16 protein-coding genes and 1 pseudogene are annotated in these 20396 nt (G+C 71.3%); 13 read left to right on the plus strand and 4 right to left on the minus strand.

Annotated elements, in window-relative coordinates; genetic code table 11:
* Nucleotides 1–28 precede the first annotated feature (28 nt).
* Nucleotides 29–1099 carry an adenosine deaminase gene (locus LE548_RS41570; protein ID WP_225102245.1) on the minus strand — a complete coding sequence of 357 codons (1071 nt, stop codon included), beginning with the start codon at nucleotides 1097–1099 and terminating at the stop codon, nucleotides 29–31.
* Between the two features lie 184 nt (nucleotides 1100–1283).
* Here LE548_RS41570 and LE548_RS41575 point away from each other — a divergent pair, with 184 nt between their 5' ends.
* A complete protein-coding gene (locus LE548_RS41575; protein WP_225102246.1) occupies nucleotides 1284–2063 on the plus strand; it encodes a DUF4190 domain-containing protein in 780 nt (259 codons plus the stop codon).
* Nucleotides 2064–2126: 63 nt separating this feature from the next.
* On the opposite strand, the gene LE548_RS41580 is transcribed toward LE548_RS41575, so the two are convergent.
* Nucleotides 2127–2690 carry an NADAR family protein gene (locus tag LE548_RS41580; RefSeq protein ID WP_225102247.1) on the minus strand — a complete coding sequence of 188 codons (564 nt, stop codon included), beginning with the start codon at nucleotides 2688–2690 and terminating at the stop codon, nucleotides 2127–2129.
* 209 nt (nucleotides 2691–2899) lie between these two features.
* On the opposite strand from LE548_RS41580, the gene LE548_RS41585 reads away from it, so the two are divergent.
* The 8 genes and pseudogenes from LE548_RS41585 (at nucleotide 2900) to LE548_RS41620 (ending at nucleotide 11127) form a co-directional block, all read left to right on the plus strand.
* Complete coding sequence (locus tag LE548_RS41585; protein WP_225102248.1) at nucleotides 2900–4435, plus strand: gamma-aminobutyraldehyde dehydrogenase; 1536 nt, start codon at nucleotides 2900–2902, stop codon at nucleotides 4433–4435.
* A gap of 50 nt (nucleotides 4436–4485) precedes the next feature.
* Nucleotides 4486–5733, plus strand: a complete 1248-nt coding sequence (locus LE548_RS41590) for a PotD/PotF family extracellular solute-binding protein (RefSeq protein WP_225102249.1) — start codon at nucleotides 4486–4488, stop codon at nucleotides 5731–5733.
* 5 nt (nucleotides 5734–5738) lie between these two features.
* Complete coding sequence (locus LE548_RS41595; protein WP_263637191.1) at nucleotides 5739–6890, plus strand: ABC transporter ATP-binding protein; 1152 nt, start codon at nucleotides 5739–5741, stop codon at nucleotides 6888–6890.
* Nucleotides 6890–7825, plus strand: coding sequence for an ABC transporter permease (locus LE548_RS41600; protein ID WP_225102251.1), 936 nt, complete (start codon nucleotides 6890–6892; stop codon nucleotides 7823–7825). The genes LE548_RS41595 and LE548_RS41600 overlap by 1 nt, the downstream gene beginning before the upstream one ends.
* On the plus strand, nucleotides 7826–8626 hold the full coding sequence (locus LE548_RS41605) for an ABC transporter permease (RefSeq protein WP_225102252.1): 801 nt from the start codon (nucleotides 7826–7828) through the stop codon (nucleotides 8624–8626).
* A 50-nt stretch (nucleotides 8627–8676) separates the two neighbouring features.
* A complete protein-coding gene (locus LE548_RS41610) occupies nucleotides 8677–10107 on the plus strand; it encodes an FAD-binding oxidoreductase (RefSeq protein WP_225102253.1) in 1431 nt (476 codons plus the stop codon).
* 138 nt (nucleotides 10108–10245) lie between these two features.
* On the plus strand, nucleotides 10246–10545 hold the full coding sequence (locus LE548_RS41615) for a hypothetical protein (protein ID WP_225102254.1): 300 nt from the start codon (nucleotides 10246–10248) through the stop codon (nucleotides 10543–10545).
* Between the two features lie 124 nt (nucleotides 10546–10669).
* Nucleotides 10670–11127 (plus strand): annotated as a pseudogene (locus tag LE548_RS41620) (hypothetical protein).
* Here the strand turns inward: LE548_RS41620 and LE548_RS41625 are convergent.
* A complete protein-coding gene (locus LE548_RS41625; protein ID WP_263637192.1) occupies nucleotides 11124–11894 on the minus strand; it encodes a phosphatase PAP2 family protein in 771 nt (256 codons plus the stop codon). The pseudogene LE548_RS41620 and the gene LE548_RS41625 sit on opposite strands and share 4 nt — an antisense overlap.
* Nucleotides 11895–12301: 407 nt before the next feature.
* Complete coding sequence (gene gabT / locus LE548_RS41630) at nucleotides 12302–13636, minus strand: 4-aminobutyrate--2-oxoglutarate transaminase (protein WP_225102256.1); 1335 nt, start codon at nucleotides 13634–13636, stop codon at nucleotides 12302–12304.
* Between the two features lie 280 nt (nucleotides 13637–13916).
* Between gabT and LE548_RS41635 the strand changes: the two genes are divergently transcribed.
* The 4 genes from LE548_RS41635 (at nucleotide 13917) to LE548_RS41650 (ending at nucleotide 20058) form a co-directional block, all read left to right on the plus strand.
* Nucleotides 13917–16367: an ATP/GTP-binding protein gene (locus tag LE548_RS41635; RefSeq protein ID WP_225102257.1), complete on the plus strand. Its 2451-nt coding sequence runs from the start codon at nucleotides 13917–13919 to the stop codon at nucleotides 16365–16367.
* Nucleotides 16368–16491: 124 nt separating this feature from the next.
* Nucleotides 16492–18120 carry a PucR family transcriptional regulator gene (locus tag LE548_RS41640; protein WP_225102258.1) on the plus strand — a complete coding sequence of 543 codons (1629 nt, stop codon included), beginning with the start codon at nucleotides 16492–16494 and terminating at the stop codon, nucleotides 18118–18120.
* Nucleotides 18121–18248: 128 nt separating this feature from the next.
* On the plus strand, nucleotides 18249–18482 hold the full coding sequence (locus LE548_RS41645) for a hypothetical protein (RefSeq protein ID WP_374116251.1): 234 nt from the start codon (nucleotides 18249–18251) through the stop codon (nucleotides 18480–18482).
* 130 nt (nucleotides 18483–18612) lie between these two features.
* The gene (locus tag LE548_RS41650) at nucleotides 18613–20058 is read left to right on the plus strand and encodes an aldehyde dehydrogenase family protein (protein WP_225102259.1); all 1446 of its coding nucleotides are present in this window, start codon (nucleotides 18613–18615) and stop codon (nucleotides 20056–20058) included.
* The last annotated feature ends 338 nt before the right edge of the window (nucleotides 20059–20396 follow it).

Consider the following 20396-nt stretch of genomic DNA (forward strand, 5'->3'; position numbering starts at 1 on the left):
TGTGGCGGGGCCGGTCAAGCCGCAGGGGTCAGCGGGCGAGCCAGGCGGCGGTGTACGTGTCGATCTCCGCGGCGATCCGTGCCTTGCCCGCCGGGTCCAGGAAGGACGCCTCGACGGCGTTCTTGGCGAGACCGGCGAGGCCGCGCTCGTCCAGGCCCAGCAGCCGGGCCGCCACCGCGTACTCGGTGTTGAGGTCGGTGCCGAACATCGGCGGGTCGTCGGAGTTGATCGTGACCAGCACCCCGGCCTTGGCGAACTCCTTGATCGGGTGCTCGTCGAGGGTGCGCACCGCGCGGGTGGCGATGTTGGAGGTCGGGCAGACCTCCAGCGGGATGCGGTGCTCGGCGAGGTGGGCGAGCAGCGCCGGGTCCTGCGCGGAGCTGGTGCCGTGCCCGATCCGCTCGGCGCGCAGCTCGGTCAGGGCGTCCCACACCGTCTCCGGGCCGGTCGTCTCACCGGCGTGCGGCACGGAGTGCAGACCGGCTGCGATGGCCCGGTCGAAGTACGGCTTGAACTGCGGCCGGGGTACGCCGATCTCGGGCCCGCCGAGCCCGAACGACACCAGGCCCTCCGGGCGGATCCGGTCGTCGGTGGCCAGCCGGGCGGTCTCCTCGGCGGACTCCAGCCCGGCCTCGCCGGGAATGTCGAAGCACCAGCGCAGTACGGTCCCGAACTCGGCCTCGGCCGCCTTGCGCGCGTCCTCGATGGCCGCCATGAAGGCCAGCTCGTCGATGCCGCGCCGGGTGGAGGAGAACGGCGTGATGGTCAGCTCGGCGTACCGCACCTGCTGCCGGGCCAGGTCGCGGGCCACCTCGTAGGTCAGCAGCCGGACGTCCTCCGGGGTGCGGATCAGGTCGACCACCGACAGGTACACGTCGATGAAGTGCGCGAAGTCGGTGAAGGTGAAGTAGTCGGCCAGCGCCTCGGGGTCGGTGGGGACCTTGGAGTCGGTGTGCCGGGCCGCCAGTTCCGAGACGATGCGGGGGGAGGCGGAGCCGACGTGGTGGACGTGGAGCTCGGCCTTGGGGAGGCCGGTGATGAAGTCCCGCAGATCGCGGTCGGCCGTGCCGGTGGCGGCTGCGGAGCTGTGGTCGGTCAAGGGGTCCTCCCCGGAAGCGGGCGCCCGTGGGACCAGGCCGGTGGAGCAGGGCCGGTGGACCGGGTCCGTGGTGCGGGCGCGGTGATCGGCTGATCGGTTGCGCGGGATCATCGTAGGCCCCCGTCGGCGCGGTCCGGGCTGCCCGTAGCATGGGCACATCAAGCAGAGGGGGGTCACGGTCACGATGTCCGACGAGGTGCCGCAGTCCATACCACCGGAGCAGCAGCCCGCCGGCACGGGACCCATGTCGCCCTGGGTGTCCCTGGGCAAGACGACGGACACGGCACCGGCGACTCCGCAGGACTCGCCTCCGACCCTGACGGCCCCCGGCCCCGGCTCCGTCCATGACCAGCAGACGCTGACGTCGCTGCCCACGGACGCCGTACCCGCGGCCTGGGCCCCGCCGATCGCCGCCCCCGCCCCCGCGCCTCCGGCGAACCCCTTCGCCCCGCCGGCGAACCCCTTCGCGCCTCCGGCGAACTCCTTCACCCCGCCGGCGGACCCGTTCGCCGCGCCGACGGTCGCACCGCCTGCCCCGGCGAACCCGTTCGCACCGCCCATGGCACAGCACCCGGCGACCGAGCCGGTCCCCCCGCCGCCCATCGCCCCCGACGGTCCCGGTCAGGTGCCGTACGGCTACCCGGGCACGCCGTCGGCCTACGGCCACCCCGGCGCCTACCCGGCCGCGAGCGCCTACGGCTGGCCCGGCATGCAGCCGCTCCCGAGCAACGGCATGGGCACGGCCGCCCTGGTCTGCGGCATCCTGGCCGCGGTCGGCTTTCTGCTGTGGCCCATCGCCCTGGTGCTGGGCATCCTCGCGGTCATCTTCGGCGCGGTGGGGCGCGGGAAGGCGAAGCGGGGAGAGGCGACGAACCCCGGGATGGCGTTGGCGGGGCTGATCTGCGGGGTGGCGGGCATCGTGCTGGTGCTGGGCTTCTGGGCGTTCGTCATCGCGCTCATGTAGTGAGGGATCGGGGCCGCGTCCGAGGCAGCCCCTCCCGCCCGGCCCCCTCAAGCGGAACCCCTCTCAGGCCCCCGAGCCGGCCAGCCTCTCCCGTGCCTCCATCAGCGCGAACCCCAGCAGATTCGGCCCCCGCCAGCGCGCAGGGTCGAACGCGGCCTCGTCGCTCACCGCAAGCCCGATCCCCCACACCCGGTCCACCGGACTCGCCTCCACCAGCACCCGGTCACCCGTGCCCAGCAGAAACTCCCGGAGCGCGGCGTCGGCCGCGAACTTGTGCACGCTGCCCTCGACCACGATCCGGAACCGCTCCCGCTCCCATATCGCCTCGTCGAAGCCCCGGACCAGTCGCCCGGCCTTCTTCGCCTGGGAGGGATGCCCGGCGGCCAGCACCTTGCGCTCCGCCTCCGCGTCCTCGAAGAGCCTCGCCTTGCCGGCCATCATCCAGTGCTCGGCCGTCGCGTACTCCACCCCGTCCACCACGAACGGTGACGGCCACCACTGGCTCAGACAGCTCGGGCCGATGCTGCCGTCCTTCGTCGGCCGGTGCCCCCAGAAGTGCAGGTACTTCACCCGGGCTCCGGCCCGGACCTCGCTGATCAGGGCTTCCACCCCGTCGATCTTCCCCATGCACGCGAGTCTGGCACGCACCACTGACACTCCGTCCGCCCTTTTCGGTGCCGACTCGACACCTGGTCGACAGATTCCGTCGCGTAACCAAAAGGCAACAACGGAATCACTTGTTGGAGTCCTGCTGCTCTGTCAGGATCGGCACTCAAATCGAGCTGGAGCTACGCCACCCACCCCCGGGACGGGGCCCCACGGCGGAGGAGAGCGACATGCACAACCCGGGTACCGCCACCCCGGAACGATTTCCCGCACAGGACCGGTTCGCCGAGGGCGCGCAGTTCATCGCCGGCCGGCCGGCCAAGGGCACCTCGGGCCGTACCCACGCCGTGGTCGACCCCGCGACGGGCGCGGAGGTGTACACCTATGAGCTGGCCGGCGCCGACGACGTCGACGCGGCCGTGGCCGCCGCGCGCGAGGCGTTCCCGGGCTGGTCCTCGGCCACTCCAGGCGAGCGCTCCGACGCCCTGCACCGCTTCGCCGCCGTGCTCGCCGACCGGGCGGAGGAGTTCGCCCGCGCCGAGTCCCTCCAGTGCGGCAAGCCGCTCAAGCTCACGCGCGAGTTCGACGTGCCGGGGACCGTCGACAACACCGCCTTCTTCGCGGGCGCCGCCCGGCACCTCCAGGGGCAGGCGGCCGCCGAGTACTCCGGTGACCACACGTCGTACGTCCGCCGGGAACCCATCGGCGTCGTGGGCTCCATCGCGCCCTGGAACTACCCCCTCCAGATGGCCGCCTGGAAGATCCTCCCGGCGATCGCCGCGGGCAACACCATCGTGCTGAAGCCCGCCGAGCTGACCCCGCTCACCTCGCTGCTGTTCGCCCAGGCCGCCACGGACGCAGGCATCCCGGACGGTGTGATCAACGTCGTCACCGGGACCGGGAAGGAAGCGGGGGAGCATCTCATCGGGCATCCCGACGTCGCCATGACCTCCTTCACCGGGTCCACCGCCGTCGGCAAGCGCGTCGCCGAGATCGCCACCGGCACCGTCAAGCGCCTGCATCTGGAGCTGGGCGGCAAGGCACCTTTCGTGGTCTTCGACGACGCCGATCTGGAGGCCGCCGTCCACGGCGCCGTCGCCGGGTCGCTCATCAACACCGGCCAGGACTGCACGGCCGCCACGCGCGCGTACGTGCAGCGCCCGCTGTACGAGGCGTTCGTGGCGCGGACCGCCGCGCTGATGGAGACCGTGCGGCTCGGTGACCCGTTCGCCCCCGGCACCGACCTCGGGCCGCTCGTCTCGCACGCCCAGCGGGACCGGGTCGCCGCCTTCGTGGACCGCGCGCGTGCCTACGCGCGCGTGGTGACCGGCGGCGAGGCGCCGAAGGGGGACTTGGAGAACGGCGCCTACTATCGGCCCACGCTGATCGCCGACGCCGCCCAGGACAGCGAGATCGTCCAGTCCGAGATCTTCGGGCCGGTCCTGGTCGTCCTGCCCTTCGACACCGACGACGAGGGGCTCCGGCTGGCCAACGACACCCCGTACGGCCTCGCCGCCTCCGCCTGGACCGGCAACGTCTACCGCGCGAACCGCGCCACCCGCGAGATCAAGGCGGGCTGTGTGTGGATCAACGACCACATCCCGATCATCAGCGAGATGCCCCACGGCGGATACCAGGCGTCCGGCTTCGGCAAGGACATGTCCGCCTACTCCTTCGAGGAGTACACGCAGGTCAAGCACGTAATGTTCGACAACACCGCGGTGGCCGCGAAGGACTGGCACCGCACCGTCTTCGGGGACCGTTAGCCGACCGGGCCCCGACCAGGCCCACCCCTCCCGAAAGGGCAACCACGCGCATGGAGCAGTACGAGCCCGGCCGCCTGACGCCGGTCGAATTCGCCGCCGTACGGCGCAGTCTGCGAACCGGCCGGGCCGCATTGACCCGCCGGTCGCTGCTGCGCGCCTCGGCCGGCGGCGCGCTCACGGTCGGCGGACTCGGGGCGCTGAGCGCCTGCGGGATCCCCGCGGCGACCAAGACGCAGGGCGGTGTGTCCGCCGACGACCACTCGGCCAAGGAGAAGGTCGTCAACTTCTCCAACTGGCCCGAGTACATCGACGTGGACGACAAGGGCAAACGCCATCCCACGCTGGACGCGTTCGCCAAACGCACCGGCATCCAGGTCACGTACACCGAGGACATCAACGACAACGACGAGTTCTTCGGCAAGATCCAGCCGCAGCTCGCCGCCGGCCAGGACACCGGCCGCGACCTCGTGGTGCTCACGGACTGGCTGGCCGCCCGCATGATCCGGCTCGGATACGTCCAGAAGCTGGACCCGTCCAACCTGCCGCACGCCTTCGCCAACCTGTCGGACCAGTTCCGCGCCCCCGACTGGGACCCGGGCCGCGCCTACTCGTACCCCTGGCAGGGCATCTCGACCGTCATCGCCTACAACAAGAAGGCGCTCGACGGCATCGAGGTGAAGTCCGTCTCCGACCTGCTCGACAACCCCAAGCTCAAGGGCCGGGTCGGCTTCCTGACCGAGATGCGCGACAGCATCGGCATGACCATGCTCGACATGGGCAAGGACCCGGCGAAGTTCAAGGGCGACGACTTCGACGCAGTGATCGCCCGCCTTCAGAAGGCCGTCGACAAGGGCCAGATCCGCCGCTTCACCGGCAACGACTACACGTCCGACCTCACCAAGGGCGACTTCGCCGCCTGTCTCGCCTGGGGCGGTGACATCGTCCAGCTCCAGGCGGACAGCCCGGACGTCGGCTACGTCATCCCGGACGCCGGCTACATGACGTCGACGGACAACCTGCTCATCCCCAACAAGGCGCGCCACAAGACCAACGCCGAGCGGCTCATCGACTACTACTACGAGCCCGAGCCCGCCGCCGAGCTGGCCGCCTACATCAACTACGTGAGCCCCGTCGCCGGAGTGCAGCCCTATCTTGCGAAGATCGACGCGTCGGCGGCGAAGAACCCGCTGATCATTCCCGACAAGGCCATGCAGGCCAAGGGCCATGCCTTCCGCGCGCTGACGCAGGCGGAAGAGACGGCCTACCAGCAGAAGTTCTCGAAGCTCACAGGGGCGTGACGACGATGACGACACCGGACAACAGCGGCGACGTCCGCCTCTCCGGCATCAGCAAGACCTACGACAACGGCTTCACCGCCGTACAGCCGCTGGACCTGACCGTGCCGCAGGGCTCCTTCTTCGCCCTGCTCGGCGCCTCCGGCTGCGGCAAGACCACCACCCTGCGCATGATCGCGGGCCTGGAGGAACCTTCCTCCGGCACCGTGCACCTCGGCGACCAGGACGTCACCCACCTGCCGCCGTACAAGCGGCCGGTGAACACCGTCTTCCAGTCCTACGCCCTCTTCCCGCACCTCGACATATTCGAGAACGTCGCCTTCGGCCTGCGTCGTCGTGGCATCAAGAGCGTGAAGAAGCAGGTCGAGGAGATGCTCGACCTGGTCCAGCTCGGCGAGCAGGCGCGCAAGAAGCCGCACCAGCTCTCCGGTGGCCAGCAGCAGCGTGTCGCCGTCGCCCGCGCGCTCATCAACCACCCCAAGGTGCTCCTCCTCGACGAGCCGCTCGGCGCCCTCGACCTCAAGCTGCGCCGCCAGATGCAGCTGGAGCTCAAGCGCATCCAGACCGAGGTCGGCATCACCTTCGTGCACGTCACGCACGACCAGGAGGAGGCCATGACGATGGCCGACACGGTCGCCGTGATGAACGCGGGCCGGGTCGAGCAGCTCGGCTCCCCGACCGACCTGTACGAGCACCCGAACACCACCTTCGTCGCGAACTTCCTCGGCACCTCCAACCTCATCGAGGCCGAGGTCGACACGGAGAACGGCGGTGACATCGTCCTCAAGGCGGGCGGCGGCAAGCTCGTGCTGCCCAAGGCGCGATGTTCGGCGCCCACGACGGCCGGCGGCAAGGTGCTGGTCGGCGTCCGCCCGGAGAAGATCTCCCTCACGCACGCCGACGACGCGGGGGACATCCCCGAGGGCCGTAACCGCCTCACCGGCAAGATCGCCGACGCCAGCTTCATCGGCGTCTCGACCCAGTACGTGATCGACAGCCCGGTCTGCGACGAACTCTCGGTCTACGTCCAGAACATCGAGCGCGACGGCCGGCTCGTGCCCGGCGCCGATGTCGTCCTGCACTGGAGCCCGGCCCACACCTTCGGCCTGGACGCGGCCCAGGACATCGACGCTGGCACCGAGGAAGAGGCGGCCGCCTGATGTCGACCCTCACCGAAGCCGAGGCGCCACCGCCTCTCGCGCCCACCGCACCGGAGACCAAGCCCGCGCGGAGGCGCGGCCGGTTCACCCCGTACTGGCTGCTGCTGCCCGGCCTGCTCTGGCTGATCGTCTTCTTCGCGCTGCCGATGATCTACCAGGCCTCCACGTCCGTGCAGACGGGGTCGCTGGAGGAGGGCTACAAGGTCACCTGGCACTTCGCGACCTACTGGGACGCGCTGAGCGAGTACTGGCCGCAGTTCCTGCGGTCCGTCTTCTACGCGGCCGCCGCCACCGTGCTGTGCCTGCTGCTCGGCTACCCGCTGGCGTATCTGATCGCCTTCCGCGCGGGCCGCTGGCGGAACCTGATCATGATCCTGGTGATCGCGCCGTTCTTCACCAGCTTCCTGATCCGCACCCTGGCCTGGAAGACGATCCTCGCCGACAACGGCCCCGTCGTGCACACCCTGAACTCGCTGCACATCCTGGACCTCACCAACTGGCTGGGCTGGACGGCCGGCGACCGTGTCCTCGCCACCCCGCTGGCCGTGGTGTGCGGACTGACGTACAACTTCCTGCCGTTCATGATCCTGCCGCTGTACACCTCGCTGGAGCGGATCGACGGACGGCTGCACGAGGCGGCCGGCGATCTGTACGCCAGGCCGTGGACCACCTTCCGCAAGGTGACCTTCCCGCTGTCGATGCCCGGCGTCGTCTCCGGAACGCTGCTGACGTTCATCCCGGCGGCCGGTGACTACGTCAACTCCGAACTGCTCGGCTCGACCGACACCCGCATGATCGGCAACGTGATCCAGACGCAGTTCCTGCGCATTCTGGACTACCCGACCGCGGCTGCCCTCTCCTTCATCCTCATGGCCGCCATCCTGGCCATGGTCACGATCTACATCCGCCGGGCGGGGACGGAGGACCTGGTCTAAATGCCCTTCGTCAACTGGCTCAAGCGTCATCTCGTCGTCATGGCGGGAATCCTGACGCTCGCGTATCTCCTGCTGCCGAACGTCATCGTCACGGTGTTCTCCTTCAACAAGCCGAAGGGGCGCTTCAACTACGCGTGGCAGCAGTTCTCGCTGGACGCCTGGAAGCAGCCGTGCGGGGTCGCCGACATGTGCGGCTCGCTGTCCCTCAGCCTCCAGATCGCCGTCTGGGCGACGGTCGGCGCCACGATCCTCGGCACGATGATCGCGTTCGCGCTGGTCCGGTACCGCTTCCGCGCGCGCGGCGCCGTCAACTCGCTGATCTTCCTGCCGATGGCGATGCCCGAGGTCGTCATGGCCGCCTCGCTGCTCACCCTGTTCCTCAACATGGGCGCCCAGCTGGGCTTCTACACGATCCTCATCGCGCACATCATGTTCTGTCTCAGCTTCGTCGTCACCGCGGTCAAGGCGCGCGTGATGTCGATGGACCCGCGCCTGGAGGAGGCCGCCCGGGACCTGTACGCCGGCCCCGTGCAGACCTTCGTGCGGGTCACCCTGCCGATCGCGGCACCGGGTATCGCCGCGGGCGCGCTGCTGTCGTTCGCGCTCTCCTTCGACGACTTCATCATCACGAACTTCAACGCCGGCTCGACCGTCACCTTCCCGATGTTCGTGTGGGGTTCGGCGCAGCGCGGAACTCCGGTCCAGATCAATGTGATCGGTACGGCCATGTTCCTCGTCGCCGTTCTCATCACGCTGTTCTCGATGCTCGTCACCGATCGCCGTAACAACCAGAAGGCATAGGCCTTTTCAGAACGGCCTTCTCGGAAAGTCCTCTGTAGGGAGTTGAAATCATGGCCCCAAGCGCCATGAGTCGTGGCAAAGACAACTGGATCGCTTCTCTCTCCGAAGCCCAGCCCGTGCCGTACTGGCTGGAAGACCCCGGCAAGCCCCACCCCGAACCCGCCCTCACCGGCACCGACATCTGCGACCTGCTGGTCGTCGGCGGCGGCTACAGCGGGCTGTGGACCGCGCTCAACGCCAAAGAGCGCGATCCGCAGCGGGACGTGGTCCTGCTGGAAGGCCGCGAGGTGGGCTGGGCCGCCTCCGGCCGCAACGGCGGCTTCTGCGCCGCCTCGCTCACCCATGGCCTGCCCAACGGCCTGACCCGCTGGCCCGGCGAGATCGGGACGCTGGAGGAGCTGGGCCGGCGCAACCTCGACGAGATCGAGGCCGCGCTCGCCCGGCACGGCATCGACTGCGACTTCGAGCGCACCGGCGAGATCGACGTCGCCACCGAGACCTACCAGGCCTGGGAGCTGAAGGACTGGCACCGGGAGCTGGCGGAGCAGGGCCTCGCCGACGGCATCGAGTTCCTGGACGCCGACGCCGTGCGCGAGCAGGTGCACTCGCCCACCTTCGAGGCGGGCCTGTGGGACCGCCGGGGCGTGGCCATGCTGCATCCCGCGAAGCTGGCCTGGGGCCTGAAGAAGGCGTGCCTGAAGCTCGGGGTGCGGGTGTACGAGCACACTCCCGCCCTGACGTTGAAGCAGTACGGCGCCGGGATGGCCGTACGCACCCCGTACGGCGCGGTCCGCGCCCGCCAGGTCGCGCTCGGCACGAACATCTTCCCGAGCCTGCTGCGCCGCGTGCGCTCCTACACCGTCCCGGTCTACGACTACGCGCTGATGACCGAGCCGTTGAGCGCCGACCAGATGGCGGAGATCGGCTGGAAGAACCGACAGGGCCTCGGGGATTCGGCGAACCAGTTCCACTACTTCCGGCTGTCCGCCGACAACCGGATCCTGTGGGGCGGCTACGACGCGATCCACCACTACGGCGGCCGGGTGCGCGCGGAGTACGACGACCGGCCGGAGACGTACGCCAAACTCGCGGGCCACTTCTTCGGCTGCTTCCCGCAGCTGGAGGGCGTCCGCTTCACCCACGCCTGGGGCGGTGCGATCGACACCTGCTCGCGCTTCTCGGCGTTCTTCGGCACGGCGCACCAGGGGAGGGTCGCGTACGCGGCGGGCTACACCGGCCTGGGTGTGGGTGCGACCCGGTTCGGCGCGGACGTGATGCTGGACCTGCTCGACGGGGAGCGCACCGAGCGGACCGAGCTGGAGATGGTCCGCAAGAAGCCGCTGCCGTTCCCGCCGGAGCCGTTCGCCTGGACGGGGATCGCCCTGACCAAGTGGTCCCTGGCCCGCGCGGACGCGCACGGCGGCCGCCGCAATCTGTGGCTGCGGACCATGGACCGGCTGGGGCTGGGCTTCGACAGCTGAGGTCTTTTACGTGGTCCTCATGGCGACGTCAAGCCACGAATTTCCGGAGCATGACGCTGCTCCCGCGTTCCGGCGTACTGGATGCACGGGCCTCACCGGGAGGCACCGACTTCCACCCGGAATCAGCAGGAGAAGATCATGAGCCGTATCACCCGCATCATCCGCAAGGACGACGACTCCCGTGCCGAGCGGCCCAGGCGCCGTCTGGGTCTGGCGACCGCGGTGGCCTCCGCCGTCGTCGTCGCCGGAGGCGTCATGGTCCCGGCCGTGGCCGCCTCGGCGGCGCCGATGCACCAGCCGGCCGCGGTGACCATGGCTCCCCGGCACGACCACCACCACGACGGGGACGACTGGGACCACTGGGAGCATCACCACCACTGGCACTACTGGCACTACTTCTGGAACTGGGACCACGACTGCTGGGAGTGGGGCTGGTGACCACCCCGGATGGTGACCCAGGTCACTCCAAGGGGGACGCGGAACCCGCGTAATGCCCCCGGAAGGCCTCCCTCTCTCCTGCTGACGCGACCGCGTCGACAGAAAGAGTGGGGAGGCCTTCTTGATGACTGGGGCGAAGACGGCCGTCGAATGGCTGGCATCCGTCGCACCGGACCCCGAGGCCTGCCGCTGGGCATGGGAGCGCAATCCCGACGAGGTCGCGCTGCTGCCGCCGGCAAGGCCTGGGACGTCCTGATCCTGCCCGGTGGCCTCGGCTGTCCGACCCTGGACGTGCTCATCCGGGTGCTCGACCGGCCTGGCCCGGTACTCGTCGACTCCGGCGACCACCGGGTCGGGTTCTTCGTGCCGCCCGGCACCGCGGCCCGCTGGGTCGGTACCCGCATCCGCACCGCCGGGCCCGGCACCTGGATCGTCGTGCCGTACCCGGGCCGGGTGACCCAGGGTGTGCGCTGGCTGGTGCCGCCGGACGGCTCGGGCACACTGACCGATCCCGCGCTGCTGGAGCTGGCCATGCACGAGGCGGCGGCGGGGCTCGCCAGGGGCGGGGGCGGGGGCGGCTAGTGCCGGGGCCGCGCAGGACGCCCCAGATCTTCCTCGCGCTGCCGGCCGTACCCGGTGTCACCGCGCTCTCTGCACCCGCAACCGGGAATTGCGGACGTACTGAGACTCGTGCTTCGGCCGGCACCCGGCACCAGGGACAGGGCGGTCAGCAGCACGGTGGACAGACACCAGCTGGCCACCACGTCCAGCGGCCAGTGATAGCCGTGCCGGACCAGGCCGTACGACACCCCGAGGACCAGGGCCGTGCAGCAGGCGACCAGCCGACGGCGGGCGGCCGCCGAACCCAGCCAGGGCAGCAGGAGCAGGGTCGCGGAGCCGTAGGCGACGGCCGCGGTCGCCGTATGGCCGGAGGGGAAATAGCCGACGGCCGGGGGCATCACGGGGGTCCCCGGCCGGGCGGTCCAGTCCTTGAGGGGGATGACGATCGCCGGGACCAGCGCCATCAGGACGGCCGCGGCGAGCGGCGGCAGCCACCAGCGCTCCGTACCGGCGTCATGGCCTCGCCCGAGGACGTACACGATGGCGAAGAGGAGGACCGGGACGGCGACTTGAACGTTGCCGAGGCAGGAGAGGATCTCGGAGAACCGGCCGCCCGGGTGCACGAGCGCCCCGCTGACCCGGGCGTCCAGCCGCAGCAGCGGGCCGTGCGTCACGACCTGCCAGGTGAGCAGGGCGAGCAGCACGGCCGGGAGGACGAGCAGCGGGGCACGGCGGACGACGGTCGACACAGCGCCCAGCTTCTCAGGTCCGCTTGGAGTATGTCGCATCGCCATACTCCAAGCGGTGGCCGGGGCCTCGTGATGCTGCGGAAGGGGGAAGTGACGAGGAAGGAGGTCGGCCGCCCCGGAACAGGGGGGGGTGGTTCCGAGGCGGCCGTCCGGATCGGAACGTCGCGCGCCCCGGGGGGTTTGGGGCGGCGACCGTCCGATCGGTGAGGAGATCCCGGAGCCGTCAGGCGCCGGTTGTGTGCGCGAGGGCACGACCAGGCCGTAGCTGGGGAGGCCCCGGCCTGAGATCGCCCACAGTCCCCTGTGGGCGGGGTGTATCTCTCATCTGCGTAGAACCTACGGCAGGCCGGGGCGCTTGGGCAGACGGAATCGCGTCCCGCCATCCACCTCGCACACCTTCTTCACACCGCCTGCCGCAGGCCGCATCAGAGGGGCGAACGACGCGCTCAGATGCGCGCGAAGGCCTGCTCGATGATGTCGAGGCCCTCGTTCAGGAGGTCCTCACCGATGACCAGCGGGGGCAGGAAGCGCAGCACGTTGCCGTAGGTGCCGCAGGTGAGGACCAGCAGGCCCTCCTGGTGGCAGGCCTTGGCGAGCGCGGCGGTGGCCTCGGGGTTCGGCTCCTTGGTGGCGCGGTCCTTGACGAGCTCGATGGCGATCATGGCACCGCGCCCCCGCACGTCGCCGATGATGTCGAACTTCTCGGCCATGGCGGTGAGGCGACCCTTCATGATCTCCTCGATGCGCTTGGCCTTGCCGTTGAGGTCCAGCTCCTTCATGGTCTCGATGGCACCGAGCGCACCGGCGCACGCGACCGGGTTACCGCCGTACGTACCACCCAGCCCACCGGCGTGCGCGGCGTCCATGATCTCGGCGCGCCCGGTGACGGCGGCGAGCGGCAGACCGCCGGCGATGCCCTTGGCGGTCGTGATGAGGTCCGGGACGATCCCCTCGTCCTCACAGGCGAACCACTGGCCGGTCCGGCAGAAGCCGCTCTGGATCTCGTCGGCGACGAAGACGATGCCGTTGTCGTTGGCGAACTTCACGATCTCCGGCAGGAAGCCCTTGGCCGGCTCGATGAAGCCGCCCTCGCCGAGCACGGGCTCGATGATGATCGCGGCGACGTTGTCCGCACCGACCTGCTTCGTGATCTGGTCGATGGCCTGCTTGGCGGCCTCGGGACCGGCGTTCTCCGGGCCGGTCGGCCAGCGGTACGCGTATGCGACCGGCACCCGGTACACCTCGGGCGCGAACGGCCCGAAGCCGTGCTTGTACGGCATGTTCTTGGCGGTCAGCGCCATCGTGAGGTTGGTCCGCCCGTGGTACCCGTGGTCGAACACGACGACGGCCTGGCGCTTGGTGTAGGCGCGGGCGATCTTGACGGCGTTCTCGACGGCCTCGGCGCCCGAGTTGAACAGCGCGGACTTCTTGGCGTGGTCACCGGGGGTCAGCTCGGCGAGCGCCTCGGCGACGGCGACGTACCCCTCGTACGGGGTGACCATGAAACAGGTGTGGGTGAAGTCGGCGAGCTGGGCGGCGGCACGCCGCACGACGGCCTCGGCGGAGGCGCCGACGGAGGTCACGGCGATACCGGACCCGAAGTCGATGAGCCGGTTGCCGTCGACGTCCTCGATGATCCCGCCACCGGCGCGGGCCGTGAAGACCGGCAGCACGGAGCCCACGCCCTGCGCGACCACGGCGGTGCGGCGGGCCTGCAGCTCCTGCGACTTCGGGCCGGGGATGGCGGTGACGACGCGGCGCTCCTGCGGAAGTGCGGTCATGGGGGCTCCTGATGATCTTGCGTACGGTGCGGCCCGGCTCGTGGTGCGTTTTCGGCCGCTTACCTATCTTTCTTCGCAGGCTAGGGCCGGGAACCGGGGGTGGGCATGCTCCATGTGGGCGTTGTCGCCGTCGCCGCTTGTCCGCCGTGGACATAGCCGACCGGCGGTATCGCACCCGCCAACGGCGCCATGTCGGCCACGTAAGCGGTGAACTCCCCTTGCCGGGGCGTTAGATTGCTCGCTGACGGTGGACGGAACGGCTGGTCAGGGGGCAAGGGCGATGGACAGCGACGGCACACGAGACGCACGCGGCACGCACGCGCATCCGGTACCGCGCCCGACAGCGCCTGCGGAGGGGGCCGGGGTGCCGCCACGGCCGACCCGCGCGCCGGACGTGCCGCCCCCGGCCGCGCAGCCGTCGTACGACCCGCACACCGCGCAGCCGTCGTACGACCCGCACACCGCGCAGCCCCGCTCGCCCGTCGCCGAGTGGCTCGACCAGCCCCGGCCCGCCGTCGAGCCCGGCATCTGGCGGTACGGCTACCGTCCGCCGAAAGCCGCCCGCCCGGCACAGCGCCTGGCCCCCGTCACCATCGTCGGCTTCGTCGTCCCCCTGGCGGCGGGGCTGCTGCTGTGGTCACTGTGGCGGCACGGCAGCTTCCCCTATCAATGGACCGTCCTCAAGTTGCTCACCCCGGACGACTGGTGGTGGGGCGGCACCACGACGCCCAAGACGTTCAAGGGCGCCGAGGCCCTCACCGTCGCCGACGGCGTGGTCTTCGCGATCCTCGTCTACGTCATGGCCCGCCTGGGCAGCTGGTCCGACATCATCCGGCACGTCGTCACCCGCCGCGAGCAGCCGACCCGCGCCCTGATCGCCGCCCTGGGGGCGCTGATCGCGCTGGCCTTCGTCTTCCCGGGCGCGTTCGGCCTCGGCTGGAACGCCCTGCCCGTCCAGGATCCGCTGTTCTCGCTCATCGTCCTGATCACCGGCGACTACAGCGTGTTCGCGTCTCAGTGGCTCACGGACGGGCTGTACGCGCTCATCACCCTGCTGGTGCTGTGGCCGTTCGCCCGGATCGGCGGCTGGTGGCCCCTCGCGAAGGCGGCGCTCGCCGCGCGCGCACGGGCCAAGGCGGGCGAGGCCGCACCGCAGGCCGTGGACCGGCGGCCGTCGCAGTGGCCCGAACTGAGGGAGGCCGGCCAGCACCAGGCCGCCGACCTGCTCGCCGCCGAAGTGCACGCCGGCCGGATGAACGACGTGGACTGCGCACGGGTCGGCCACATGTGGACCGTGGCCCGTGCCCGGGCCCGGATCTCCTCCTTCTCCGACACGGTCCTGCGCGAGGGCGGCGCCGCCTGGACCCACCCGTCCGGCCACCGCGACCTGCCCGGCCGGAGTGCCCGGCACGACCTCGTCGCCGGGCAGGTCCGCATCGGGCAGTGGGTGACGGGGGAGCGCACCCCGCCCGGGTACGGCGGCGCGGGAGCCGCCCTCGCCCCGGACACCCTCGGCACCTCGCTGCTCGCCGTCGGACCGTCCGGCTCCGGCAAGACCCACCGGCTGATCCGGCCCGTCGTCGAGTCCCTCGGCCTGCAGGCGCTGACCGGACAGTGCGCCGTCGTCGCCGTCTGCGCGGCCGGCACCCCGCTCGGCCCCGACTCCGCCTATGACGTCGTCGTACGCCTCGGCGACCCCGCGTCCGTCCACGACCTCGACCCGTACGCGGAGTCCGAGGACCCCGACGAGGCGGCCGCCTTCCTGGCCGAGGCGCTCGTCGGTGACCTCGACACCGTGAGCGGACAGCGGGCGGCCACCGCGCTCGCCCAGCTCCTCGGCCCCCACCGGGCGGCGTACGGACGCTTTCCGACCCTGCCCGCGCTGCGGGAGCTCCTCGAAGGCGAGCCGTCCGCCCTGGCGGCGCTCCGAGCGGCGCTCGCGGGGGACGAGCACACCGCCATGCGCCGCGAACTCGATGCGCGTGCCCGGCAGTCGGGCAGCACCGGCGACCCCGCCCCCGTGCTGGCCGACCGGCTCGCCGCGCTGGACCGGCCGGCGTTCGCCGAGTTCTTCGGCGCGGACGGTGCCGGTGCCCGGCCGTTCTCGCTGCGCGCCGTGGCCCACCATCCGCTGCGGGTCCGTGTCGACCTGCCCGAGCGCGGTCACGAGGAGGCGTCATGGATCGTCACCCGGCTGGTGCTGGCCCAGTTCGGCGCCCTGGCGCTGACCGGCGAACGGACCCACTTCGTCTGCCTCGTCCTGGACGACGCCACCGGCGCGGTGACGACCGAGTCCCTGCGCCGCATCCCGCGGCTGCGCTCCCGCAACGCGGGCGTCGTGCTGGCCCTGCGCACGATCGGTGACGTCCCCGAGGCGCTCCATGGGCCGCTGTACGCGGCCGTCGGCTGCCGGATGGCGTTCTCCGGGGTGGCCACGTGGGACGGCGGCAGGTTCGCGGACGCCTGGGGCACCGAGTGGGTGGAGACCCGGGACGTGGCCCGGCACACGGTCTTCGCCGACCAGCCCATGACGCGCGCGATCCATGCCCTGCGCAAGCTGGTCACCGGCAAGGCGGTGACCACCGAGGCCGTCACCGTCCGCCAGGTGGAGCGGGCGCGGTGGTCCGCTTCCGAGTTGGCTCATGGGGTGCCCGCGGGGCATGCGGTGCTGTCGTTGACCAGTGTGCGGGGGGAGCACGCGCCGCCGTTGCTGGTCGATCTGCGGGGGTGAGGAGGGGGGCGGGCGATCGTACGGTGAGGCAGAATCGGGATAGGTCGTTCATACAGTGCGGCCAAAAGATCAGCCGCACGCGTGACACCGTGATCGGCGGATGCCTCCTCACCGTGAAGGTCCCATGCCCCCCACCCTCGCCTCGCTCGTCCACCACTCCGCGCTCAAACTGACCGTGCGCGCGGGCGAGGACCACCTCGACGTTCCCGTCCGCTGGGCGCACGTCAGTGAGCTGGCCGACCCTGTGCCGTACATGGAGGGCGGCGAGCTGCTGCTGATCACCGCGCTCAAGCTGGACGCGGAGGATCCGCAGGCCATGCGGCGGTATGTGAAGCGGCTGGCCGGGGCGGGGGTCGTGGGGCTCGGGTTCGCCGTGGGGGTGAATTACGAGGAGATTCCCGAGGCGCTCGTCGACGCCGCCCGGGAGGAGGGGCTGCCGTTGCTGGAGGTGCCTCGCCGTACCCCCTTCCTCGCCATCAGCAAGGCCGTCTCCGCCGCCATCGCCGCCGATCAGTACCGCGCCGTCACGGCAGGGTTCGCGGCGCAGCGTGAGCTGACCAAGCAGGCCCTGAACGCCGGGCCCGAGGGGGTGCTCGGGGCGCTCGCCGCGCAGGTCGACGGCTGGGCGGCCCTGTACGACGCCTCCGGTGCCGTCGTCGCCGCCGCGCCGGAGTGGGCGGGGCGGCGGGCCGCGCGGCTCACCGCCGAGGTCGAACGGCTGCGGGAGCGGCCCGCTCCGGCATCGGCGGTCGTCGGCGGACCCGAGCACGAGGACCGGGTCGAGCTGCACTCCCTCGGGACGGGCCGGCGGCCCCGCGCCGCGCTCGCCGTCGGCACCGCCGCTGCACCCGGCACCGCTGAGCGCTACGCCGTGCACTCCGCCATCGCCCTGCTCACCCTGACCACCGAACGCTCCCGCTCCCTCCACGCGGCCGAACAGCGCGTCGGTACGGCGGTGCTGCGCATGCTGCTCGCCGGCGAGCCCGACCACGCCCGCGCCGTCGCCGGTGACCTGTACGGCGGGCTGCTCGACGCGCCGTTCCGGATGATCGTCGCCGAGTCCGCGTCCGGTACGGCCGTGCGGGCGCACGCCCCCGCACGTTCGGCGGGTGCCAGCGCCGACCTGGGCGGCGATCCGCTCGGCGGGCTCACGGAGAGCGTGGAGTCCGCCGCCGCCCGCTCCGGCGAGGCCGTGCTGGTCGTGCCCGAGGGGGAGCGGCTGGTGGTGCTCGCCGCCGACGGGGGAGCGGCGGTGGCCGCCTGCACCCGGTACGCGGCGGCGCTGGAGGCGGCGCGGGCGGTGCCCGAGCAGGCCGGGGGCGAGGAGGAGGAACTCGTCGTCGGACTGTCGGCGCCGGCCGGGCCGATCGCCGCGGCGGCCGCCTACAAGCAGGCCGAGCAGGCGCTGTCGGTGGCGCGGCGGCGGAGACGGGTGCTGGTGGAGCATGAGCGGCTCGCCGCCGGGTCGGTGCTGCCGCTGCTGGCCGACGACGCGGTGAAGGCGTTCGCCGACGGGCTGCTGCGGGCTCTGCACGAGCACGATGCGACAGGGCGCGGGGACCTGGTCGCCTCGCTGCGGGCATGGCTGTCCCGGCACGGGCAGTGGGACGCGGCCGCGGCGGACCTGGGGGTGCACCGGCACACCCTGCGGTACCGGATGCGGCGGGTCGAGGAGATCCTCGGGCGGTCGCTGGACGATCCGGATGTGCGGATGGAGCTGTGGCTCGCCCTCAAGGCGACGTCGGCGGAGTGAGCGCAGTGTGACCGCTCAGCAGGCGGGGTGAAGTCCACTGCGGTTCGGCGGAGCTCCGAAGGGACGCGGGGCTGTGTCGACATGCGGCTCCGCTGCGCTGGGGGGGGGGCACCTACCTGCTCGGCCGTATGAACGCCACCTTCCGCTTCCTGCTGACCGGTGCGCTCGCCGCCGGCTCCGCCCTCGGCGGTCTCGTCGGCCAGTTCGCGGGCGTGCGTACGGCGGTGTGGGCGGGCGCGCTGTGCGTGACAGGAGCTTTCCTGCCCGTCTTCTGCTCACCGGTGCGGGCCTTGCGGGCCCTGCCCCCGGCCGCCACGGCACCGACGGCCGGCCGAACCGTGCGCGCGCACCCTCCCGGGTGACCGCGCCATTACGGAGTACCCCTCACTCCGACTGCTACGACTCGGACAAACGACCCCCGGGCGCCCCCGTCCTACCGTGGACCACGAAAGCCAGCACACCTCCGACATGGAAGGGCCGGGACTCGGACTTATGACTTCCACCCACGCCTTCTGGCTCGCCGGCCGCCAGGTCACCGGCGAGGACACCTTCGACGTCACCTCCCCGTGGGACGGCCGGCTCGTCGGCACCGTCAGCGTGCCGACCGAGGCCCAGGTCGAGGAGGCCGTGGCCGCCGCGTACGCGGTGCGGGACGAGTTCGCCGCCACCCCGGCCCACGTGCGCGCCGCCGCCCTCGACCACGTCAGCAAGCGGCTGGCCGAGCGCGCCGAGGAGATCGCCCAGCTGATCTCCGCCGAGAACGGCAAGCCCATCAAGTGGGCCCGGGGCGAGGTCGGCCGTGCCGTGTCCGTGTTCCGGTTCGCCGCCGAGGAGGCCCGGCGGTTCAACGGCGGTGAGGCCCAGCGGCTCGACACCGACGCCGGCGGCCAGGGGCGCCTCGCGCTGACCCGCCGCTTCCCGAGGGGCGTCGTGCTCGGCATCGCGCCGTTCAACTTCCCGCTGAACCTGTGCGCCCACAAGGTGGCCCCCGCGATCGCCGTCGGCGCGCCCATCATTCTGAAGCCGGCGCCCGCCACCCCGCTCTCCGGCCTGATCCTGGGCGAGCTGCTGGCCGAGACCGACCTGCCGGCCGGTTCCTGGTCGGTCCTCCCGGTGTCCAACGACCGCATGCCCGCCCTGGTCCAGGACGAGCGCCTGCCGGTGATCTCCTTCACCGGTTCCGACAAGGTCGGCTACGCGATCATGGACTCGGTGCCGCGCAAGCACTGCACGCTGGAGCTCGGCGGCAACGGCGCGGCCGTCGTCCTCGCCGACTTCGCGAGCGACGAGGACCTGGACTGGGCCGCGTCCCGCATCGCGACCTTCTCCAACTACCAGGGCGGCCAGTCCTGCATCTCCGTGCAGCGCGTGATCGCCGACGCGTCGGTGTACGACCGGCTGCTGCCGCGCATCGTCGCCGCCGTCGAGGCCCAGGTCACCGGTGACCCGTCCGACGCCAGGACGGACGTCGGCCCGCTGGTCAGCGAGGACGCGGCCAAGCGCGTGGAGGCCTGGGTGAAGGAGGCGGTCGAGGCCGGCGCCACGCTGCGCACCGGCGGCGACCGCGACGGTGCCTCCTACGCGCCGACCGTCCTCACCGACGTACCGGCGGACGTGACCATCGCCTGCGAGGAGGTCTTCGGGCCCGTCCTCACCATGCAGAAGGCCGACGGCGAGGCCGCGGCGTTCGCCGCGGTCAACTCCTCCAAGTACGGCCTCCAGGCAGGCGTGTTCACCCACGACCTGCAGGTCGCCTTCCGCGCCCACCGCGCCCTTGAGGTCGGCGGCGTGGTGATCGGCGACGTCCCGTCCTACCGCGCCGACCAGATGCCGTACGGCGGCGCCAAGCAGTCCGGCGTGGGCCGCGAAGGCGTGCGGTTCGCGATGGAGGACTACACCTACGAGCGCGTACTGGTTCTCACCGGTCTCGCGCTCTGACCTGCCACGGACAGGTCGGAAACAGAACGGCCGCAGCCCACTGTGCGGGGGCTGCGGCCGTTTCTGCTTCCACTAGCCTCACCTGCGGAAACGGCCGAACTATGGCCGATATCCACAGGCTTGCGGGAACACCACGGGAACACGGCGGTGCTGTTCCGCCCCATGGCGAGCGTCATTCCGCGTCAGTACGGATGGCTGGCTCCCCAGGGCAACTGCGCGCCTGGGAAGCCCCGCTGTTTCACTTGTCGGATGTGTCTGCTTAACCCTGGCTATTCAGCGGAATTGGTCGAGTTGACACCCTGACAGCAGAAAGGTGCCGTTGACCTGCGAGGATGCGA

The sequence above is a fragment of the Streptomyces sp. CoH27 genome (assembly GCF_020181035.1).
GTDB classification, from domain to species: Bacteria; Actinomycetota; Actinomycetes; order Streptomycetales; family Streptomycetaceae; genus Streptomyces; species Streptomyces camelliae.